Origin of the sequence: Bartonella sp. CL162QHHD (assembly GCF_042195435.1) — a bacterium.
Lineage (GTDB): Bacteria > Pseudomonadota > Alphaproteobacteria > Rhizobiales > Rhizobiaceae > Bartonella.
In genome coordinates this window covers 1-8,695 of record NZ_JBHIOG010000040.1, presented here as the reverse complement: position 1 = coordinate 8,695, position 8,695 = coordinate 1, and the positions used below count along the sequence as shown (strand labels likewise).

The following is an 8,695-nucleotide window of genomic DNA, read 5'->3' as shown; positions in this document are numbered from 1 at the left end:
AGATGGGTTTTCCCCTTTGAGATGGGTTTTCCCCTTTGAGATGGGTTTTCCCCTTTGAGATGGGTTTTCCCCTTTGAGATGCTATTCTATAGTGAATTAATCAAAGTCATTGGTTTGCACGTCATAAAGGGGTGTGTAGGGGGGCTTTGTATCAATGAGAAGTATTTGAAAAAAAGCCTAAAATGCCTCTTATGGACGCTCTCAAAGGTCAATGGCTGTTGTAACATGAAAGACAAATGGTATGATGATGCTCAGCTACTACTTTTATGAAGTGAAAAGGGGCATGAAGGTAAAGAAGGATATGGCGTAACAAGGGGCGGGTTTGATGGTTCACTTTACGGGGGCTGGGGGCTATTATATCTTATTTACAGATACTGTTTTGAAATGAGCGTGGATGCGCTGGGAAATATTAAAAAAGTGCGTGAATGAAAGACATAAGTGTATTCTGTTTTAGAATGTCCTATTGTACCTGAAGAGAATATCTCCATTATAGAATGCGATATATAAAAGCGTAAAATATGTAATTTTCATCAATTAATTGTCGTTTTCGTGGAGGCTTTAAGCCCGTAAAGCTGAAGAATGATGATGGATGTTAGCTTTACTCCTTGAAATTGCATATTATGCCAAAATAAAATTGTATGCGCATTGCGAAAATTATACAAAAAGAGATGGGTAATAGGCTCGCTTTTATTTGGCATAGTAAAAGTTGAAACGGTTTGCTCTTTATCGTTTTGGTTTCTGTTTTAAAATATGCCGGTTATATGAGGGATGGAAGTTGATTAACAGCGGGAATGGATTTTATGTAGCTTTCAGTTCTCATCGTTAAGGTTTTGGGGAACTATTGGGGGACTATAGAGGTTGGTTTAAAGAGGTTGGAAAATGTCTTTGTGCTTAATAAACAGATGAGACATTTTACTAAAAAAGGGGAAACTTCTCTTGTTCATTGTTTAAAATGCTCTTTTAAGAAAAAATATCAAAATAAGTATCAGGAACAGAGAGGCAATAGACAATTCCTTCTTGTGTCAATTTGAGGGAAGCTGAACCATTCACAGAAATGGGAACGATTTTTTCGAGAACGGCACTACCAAAACAGGCTTTTTTATTGTTTGTGGGAGGGATGCCGGATTCAAAATTTTCATGCCAAGTGATGATAAGTTGCGTTTTGCCATTCAGTTTTGTTTCGATTTCACAGCGTACACAGATGCTCCCCTTTTCTTGGGAAAGGGCTCCAAAAGAAAGAGAATTGACAATCAGTTCATGAAAAGCCAAACCAATATGCAAAGCGGCATTGGGAAAAAGATAAGGATCGACGCCTTCAAGTGAAAAACGTTCTGTTTCTTTCATTAAATAGCCTAAAGCCTGCGTTTGGACCAATTCGCGAAATTGAGCACCACGCCAATCGGAATCCGTGATCAGATCTTGAGAATGAGAAAGAGAATGAAGACGACCTTGAAATTTTCGTAAAAAAACTTGAAGAGATTCAGTATAGCGGGCGGTTTGACTGGCAATACTTTGAATGATCGCTAGAAGATTTTTAGAACGGTGACTGACTTCGCGAAGAAGGATTTTAAGCACTTGTTCACGGCGGCGTAAGCCGGAAATATTGACACCGGTGGTGATAATACCAATAATGTCTTCGTTATCATTGCGGTGGCAATCAATAGAAAATTTGTACCAAATCTCTTGTTTGTTTGTATCTTCAAAACGTGCTTCAACAGTTTGCATTTTGCCACTGGCTAAAACTTGCAGTTTGATGGTTTCCATATTGTCTGCAAGGTCAAGCGAAAAAAAGTCGCTGTCACGACACCCAACCCGCCATTTATTGTGCAAATGGTGGGGCAAGTTTTCAGCCCATAAATAAACCAGATTTGTTGCCTGATAGAGAACGCAAATATCCGCACCACGAATCGCTTGCATGAGCGCACTCATATGAGATTTATCCATGGGAGGCTTTGAAAGAGGCGTAACAATCATAATTTTAAGATGTTACCCTGTTCTAAGCCGCTTTAGAAGCATTCTCTTGAAAAAATAAAGCTTGGGAAATAAGCGCTTTCACCATATCTGGGTTAAAAGGTTTGGTCACTAAAAAAGTTGGTTCTGGACGCTCGCCAGTGAGAAGCCTTTCGGGAAAAGCCGTGATGAAAATCACTGGTATATGGTCATTTTTCAAAATCTCGTTGACCGCATCAATACCTGAACTGTTATCGGCTAATTGAATATCAGCCAAAATCAACCGTGGTTTTTTCTTATGATACATAATGACAGCTTCATCACGCGTGCGCGCTATTCCTACAACATGATGACCTAGGCTTTCTACCATTTGCTCAATATCAAGTGCAATAAGAGGTTCATCTTCAATAATCATGACTTCAGTGGCAATTTGTTGAGAAATATCAATAGATGCTTGGTTGAGAAGCTTGCGGAATTCTTTCGTATCCAGATTCATGATTTCGCTGGCTTCTTGTTCATGAAATCCTTCAACGGCAATGAGCAAAAATGCTTGGCGTGCACGGGGCGTGAGATAGGATAATTTGGCACTGGTTTTTTGTTCAAGACCAAATTGAGGCAGGGGTTCTGGGATGTTCGGTGTGGTTTGGTCAAAAAGATGGCAAAAAAGCCAATAGGTACCAATTCGGTCAGTGGAGGCTTTGGGAAAAATGGAGATGTCGGCAATGAGTGCTTCCAACATCGCTGACACATAAGCATCGCCAGAGGATTGGCTACCGGTGACAGAGCGGGCAAAACGCCGAAGATAGGGAAGATGCGGGGCAATGCGCGTTGATAATGACATAATTTATAACTCCTTTGACCTTTCAAGCACTTTGTTGGTTGAAATTCTCAACCGATAAAAAAGTTCCTTGATTTGTATGGAACTTTTTACCGACAGCTATATTTACAACTATAAGGCGAAAAAATTCTTCGCGGTGCTACCAATATTATATGGATTAGGGGGATGAAAAATGAACGACCGTGATGAAAAAAATCTCACCACACAATTTACAGTTGGAGATGATCTTCTCGGGGTCAATAGCGAAATAGCACGGAAGTTACGTCAATTTTACATGGAAATTCAAGAAGAGGCACTGCCACGGTGTTTGCTTGAGCTTTTAGAGAAGTTGGAGCGCGCAGAGCAATTTGGCTTAAACAATGTGGAAAAGGTTTGAATCCTTTATGTCAAAGCGCGCGAAAAACTTTAAACAAGAACTCCTTTCTGTGTTGCCGGCTTTACGAGCTTTTGCTGTTTCTTTAAGTGGCAAGCACGATAAAGCTGAAGATTTGGTTCAAGATACTGTTATGAAGGCATGGGCTAAGCAAGATAGTTTTGAGATGGGGACTAATCTTAAAGCTTGGCTTTTTACCATTTTGCGCAATGAATTTTATAGTCAAATGCGTAAAAAGGGAAGAGAAGTTCAAGATACCGATGGCGTGTTTACTCAAAATGTCGCTGTTCATCCTGCTCAATATGGATCGCTTGATTTGCAAGATTTCAAAAAAGCCTTAAATTTGCTTTCTGCCGATCAAAGAGAAGCCATTATTCTCATTGGCGCATCGGGGTTTTCTTATGAAGATGCTGCGACTATTTGTGGTTGTGCTGTTGGAACCATTAAAAGCCGTGTGAGCAGGGCGCGTAATCGATTACAAGAACTTCTTAAGGTGGATGGTGAGTCTGATTATGGTCCTGATTCTTACTCAGCTGGAAGTACATTGTGTTCATTTAACGGCTAAAAAAGCATAATAATTATGATCGATAGCCTTGTTTTTTTTATTCCCGTTATAGCTATTACAGTAAAGTCAGTATCTGAGGAAATTCAGAAGTTTGGCGTGTATCCTTAGGAACACAAGAAAAGCCTGTATAAAACTTTCTCACGGGCTTTAGGTTTTATGTTCCATAAGGTTGCCTTCCTTTGTGCTGAAAAATGACGACTTTCAAGTTCGCCAATGGACATTCTATGACAACAAAAACAAATTTGATGCCTCAAATGCCTTCTTCTGATGCAACGATATCACGCTGGCGGTGGGGTGCGATTGTTGTTTCTCTTGTTATGGCTCTTTTGGCATCGGTTTTTATTATGTTGCTTTCAAATGCCGTTGATCGAGAAATCGCACAGTTGAATACAAGTTCAGAATTGCGCGAACAGGCTGATTTGGTCCTTATTAGCTTGATTGATATGGCTGTTGCTGATCGCAGCTATGCAAAAACGCGCAAGGCGGAAGATAAAATACGTTTTGAAAATTCAGAGCGGGAGTTGGGGAATATTCTCGACTATATCGCACTTATTGTTTATGCGCATCCGCAGTGGTATAAATGGTTTACGGCTTTTAAAGAAGAGGTTGAAGCACGAAAAGCCTTTATGAATGCCCATATGCATGCTCTTGATGCGATTCCTGAACAACCTTCTCAACCTTCTCATGCGGACTCTTTGGAAGTATCAAAGATTCCTGTGGCACGTTTAGCTCAATTGATGACAAGCTTTATTAATGGGGATGATGTAGTGCGACAAAAACAGCGTGAGGGTATCGCATTGATGCGGGCTGCTTTGACATTGGCGGCTATTGTTTCCGTTGTAAGTACCTTTATTTCTGCCTATTTTGTTATTAATCGTTTTCATCGTGATATGCGCTCTTTAAAATTGTATCAATTGCTGCTTCATAGCGAAAATATCGCTCTGGAAGCCCGCGTGAAAGAACGAACACAAGAATTAGAAAGAGCACGTAATCACGCTGAAAAAGAACGCCAACGGGTTGAAATATTGTTGCAGGATGCAAGCCATCGCATTGGCAATTCTCTTGGAACGGTGTCTTCTTTGCTGGGGCTCCAGTTAAACCGGAGCAAAAATGAAGAGGTACGTTCTGTTCTAGGTGCTGCACGTGATCGTATTCAGACAATTTCTACAGCACATCGTCGTTTGCGCTTAAGTGATGATATGGAAACGACTTTATTGGCAGAGTTTCTTAGTTCTGTTGTGCATGATGTCGAATTGGCAGTTCCTTTTGAATTGCGTGAAAACATCACCATTCACACCAACTTTAAAGATTGTCGCCTGTCTTCAAGAGATGCGACAACACTTGGAATTATCCTTGGTGAACTGCTGACAAATTCCTTAAAACATGCCTTTCCTGATCAACGGTCGGGTCATATTTATATCTCCTTTGGTCCCCAGAAAGATGGACAATTGATGCTCATTGTAGAAGATGATGGCGTGGGAATGAAAAGCCAAACTTTAAAACAAAAAACAGGGCTTGGTCGTGTGGTTGTGGAACAGCTCTGTATGCAATTTGGTGAAAAACCTCTGTTTGAAACTTCTGCTTTAGGAGGCACAAAGATTGTTATTCCTTTGCCAAAACTTAGCATGAATAGTTCAAAAAAAAGCTCTGACTGATTTTTTTAAAGGGTTAAACTCTTTGCTCGTGGTAAGCTGCCTTTCATTCATCGTGAATGTATGGGGAGGGCATCTTTTCACAAGAAGAAGGAAAAATACGGCTTCAGTAGCGCGAACACAGCACTCTTTAATATTAAATTATCGATTGTCTTCAAGAAAGGCAACTTTGCTTCTTTATCTTTTGGTGTAATGTTTGATTTTCTCTCTCGTTGTTTTTTTGCTTTATTGACTCCGATGATCGGCTTTCAAAGTTCTCCTTGTCTTAGAGCTTTGAAGTGCTTAAGTGAGCCTTTAAATTTATTTTGAATAAGTGCTCCTTTAAGCCAATAATAATACTTATATTCGTAAGCTCTATTTCTTTGCTAAGAGATTGTTTTTTTAAGTTTTGTTATTTTTTGTAAGGGCTGTTAAAACTTTAAATATGGGTTTTTTTTGTAAAAGTGTGTAAGGAATATTCTCTTAGGTAAAACTTGCTCATAAAGTTCATGAAACACCGTTCTTTAGGGCTATGAACAGCATACATTCAACAAGTGGAATCTATTCAACAAGAAGTCGGGTTGTTTATAGAATGATATGGATTTTAGAATCTTCATTCTTTAGAAAAACTCACCTTTGATTTAAAACTTTATTGCATGGAAAACAAAGGGATTTTTATCGTTTTGATAAAATAAACAAGAAGAGTTAGCCTTTTGGGGGTTCATATTTTTCACTTTTCTATTGTGCGTAAATCTGCAAACCTATTGTGCGTAAACCTGAAAAGGGGAGGGCGTTTTATTTTTAATCATTGTGATGCGACCTTGGGTGGTGGCATATTTCGACGTATCCTTTAATAGATATTTAAAGTGCGGAAATCTCTTTGAGAAAAGTAAGCGCTAAAGCATATTTTTAGATGTTTTGAGTCGTGAAAATGCCGATGCTTTCATGCTTTAAGTCTCTTCGGAGGGTGCTATCGGGCTGTTGATCAAAGAATCAATATTGTTTTTTTCTTGTAGGAATGTTTGTAGGTCTTGATTGGTTAAGGCTTTGCTATCCGGTATACGAATGCGCATGGGATCAACTTTGACGCCATTGACAATGATTTCAAAATGACAATGGGGACCGGTTGCCATTCCTGTTGATCCAACATATCCAATAATTTGCCCTTGTCGTACTTTCACGCCTGGTTTGATGTCTGGTGCATAACGACTTTGGTGTGAATAACTGCTGACATATCCATTGGCATGTTGAATTTCCGTGTGATTTCCATAGCCGCCTGTTACGCCTACTTTTGTGACAATACCATCTCCTACAGCAATAATGGGCGATCCTTTAGGAGCAACCCAGTCAACACCCGTATGCATGCGAATATAGCCTAAAATAGGATGTTTGCGTGGACCAAAGGGGGAGCCAAAAATCCCATTTGGTGTGGGTTTGCGCAGCAAGAAAGGCTTTGAACTCTTCCCTTCAGAATCATAATAATCAACGCTTCCATCTTTTAATTGATAACGGTAATATTTATAAGTTGTATTTCCAAAAGTTGCGCTAATATAACGAATTTCTGGATCAGTGTTTTTGGATGCTTCCTTTGCTTTCAAGTTCTTTTTGCCGTTTTTGTTTTCTTTATCGCTTTGTGGTACGGCATAAAATATTTCGATCTGATCATTGGGTGTTATCGGACTTTTCATGTCAATATTGGTGGCCAGCAGACGAATAAGACGATGAGAGAGAGATTGTGATATATTATGACTGAGCAAAGCACTATAGAGTGCATCATAAGCCGTTGGTAATTGCGCGCTATTGATGTAAGAATGCGGAATACCATTTTGAAAAGCCGTTTTAAGCGCTTTAGACATTTTAGGCTCTGTGCTTTCAATGAATTGGCCTTTATCATTCAGGGCAATGGTGAGAACATGATGCATCCCTTGATAGATACTTGCGCGTACGAGATGGTCTTTTTCACCAGCTTGTGTCACGATACCAATGCGTAAAAGGCTTCCCTCTTTAAGAGTATCGGAAAGGCTTATTTTTTCTAGCGTTTTTACAACTTGGTCAATTTGCTTTTTTGTATAACTGGTTTTTTTGAAAGCATCGGCTATCGTTTGTTTTTTACGAATAGGAATAATATCTTCAACATAGTTTTTCGTCAGATCGATACGGTGGCTTTGAGGAGAAACGGTTACATTTTCTTGAACGATTCGAACTTCAGGGGATTCTGTGCCTTGGGAAGGGGAGGATACATCTTCTAACTTTAAAGGATCAATCAATGTGAGAACTGAAAGAAGTTCGGTGCTCTTTTCTAAAGTAAATCCAGCTTTTTGCACTTCTTGTTGTGCCTCTTCATCTGTCAATGTGTCGCTGTCATCAAAATCGAATTGATTTACCTTAAAATCATAGCTGCGTAAGGTGAGTTTTGTTTCGATTTTTGCACCGTAAATCTGCCCAGAATCTTCTTGTGGTGCAATATTTTGACTTTGCGAATCACTGGCAAGAATGCTTAAAGAATCAAATTTTGGATAGCTATATTTCTGGGGGCGATTTTCGGCTAAAGCCATACGAATCCATTCAAAATGTTGTGTTTGAATGACTTTTTCATCGCCTTTTTTTGTAGAATCGATAGTTCAAATTGACGTTTTCTGTCAAAGCTTTGCCGTGCATGGGTGGGAGAAATACGATCACCTTTATACCCATTGGCCTCAGGGTCTTGTGATTCTGATAGGTTTTCCTGCGTAAACCATTGTGGCGGTGTTACCAATCGCTGTTGTTCATCAAGAGCCGTAAAAAGTGCAATCCCCATAAGAATGCAGGAAGTGATTCCTGTCAGAACGGTTCCCGTAAGCCAACGAGCAGAGACCTGCCGGCGCGCAGGCCGTAAGCGTTTGACGACAAGAGCAGGGTCCTGTCCAGGATCGTTTTTTTGTTGTTCGTTATCCCACATAGATTTATAAGAGTACTTTTCAATATTAAATAAAGAAAGCTAGATAGATAGATAGCTTAGCATGCTTCTACAGGAATTTGATTCTTTTTACAAATTACAGATCATGCGATTCTCTTTATACAGCAATGTCTTTATAAATCGTACCTGTGCAGAAAAATTTCCTTATTAAAGTAGCATAAAACAAGCGTTATTGTGATTAACTCATTCTTAGGCAACTTCCTATTTTTATGCATTGCAATGGGGTGCTATATTTTACTTTAAAGGCGCCATGCTCTCTTTGAACTCCTTTTGTTTTCATGTTTTATTTTTATGAAGGCAGATTTTTCCAATAATGTCTTGAAATAGGATTTTTTGTTACAATATTTTATTGGAAATGTTTGGGTTATTTTATTTAAAAAAA

5 protein-coding genes and 1 pseudogene are annotated in these 8,695 nt (G+C 39.3%); 3 read left to right on the top strand and 3 right to left on the bottom strand.

What is annotated here, in order from left to right:
- Positions 1–960: 960 nt before the first annotated feature.
- Positions 961–1,974, bottom strand: a complete 1,014-nt coding sequence (locus ACFILD_RS03150; protein WP_375631405.1) for a sensor histidine kinase — start codon at positions 1,972–1,974, stop codon at positions 961–963.
- Between the two features lie 22 nt (positions 1,975–1,996).
- Complete coding sequence (locus tag ACFILD_RS03145) at positions 1,997–2,791, bottom strand: response regulator (protein WP_375654309.1); 795 nt, start codon at positions 2,789–2,791, stop codon at positions 1,997–1,999.
- Between the two features lie 169 nt (positions 2,792–2,960).
- Between ACFILD_RS03145 and ACFILD_RS03140 the strand changes: the two genes are divergently transcribed.
- The 3 genes from ACFILD_RS03140 to ACFILD_RS03130 all read left to right on the top strand — a co-directional run bounded on the left by ACFILD_RS03140 (position 2,961) and on the right by ACFILD_RS03130 (position 5,381).
- Complete coding sequence (locus tag ACFILD_RS03140; protein ID WP_015856821.1) at positions 2,961–3,164, top strand: NepR family anti-sigma factor; 204 nt, start codon at positions 2,961–2,963, stop codon at positions 3,162–3,164.
- 7 nt (positions 3,165–3,171) lie between these two features.
- On the top strand, positions 3,172–3,726 hold the full coding sequence (locus ACFILD_RS03135; protein WP_375631404.1) for an RNA polymerase sigma factor: 555 nt from the start codon (positions 3,172–3,174) through the stop codon (positions 3,724–3,726).
- A gap of 224 nt (positions 3,727–3,950) precedes the next feature.
- Positions 3,951–5,381 carry a sensor histidine kinase gene (locus tag ACFILD_RS03130; RefSeq protein WP_375631403.1) on the top strand — a complete coding sequence of 477 codons (1,431 nt, stop codon included), beginning with the start codon at positions 3,951–3,953 and terminating at the stop codon, positions 5,379–5,381.
- 926 nt (positions 5,382–6,307) lie between these two features.
- On the opposite strand, the pseudogene ACFILD_RS03125 reads toward ACFILD_RS03130, so the two are convergent.
- Positions 6,308–8,295, bottom strand: a pseudogene (locus tag ACFILD_RS03125) (M23 family metallopeptidase).
- Positions 8,296–8,695 lie beyond the last annotated feature (400 nt).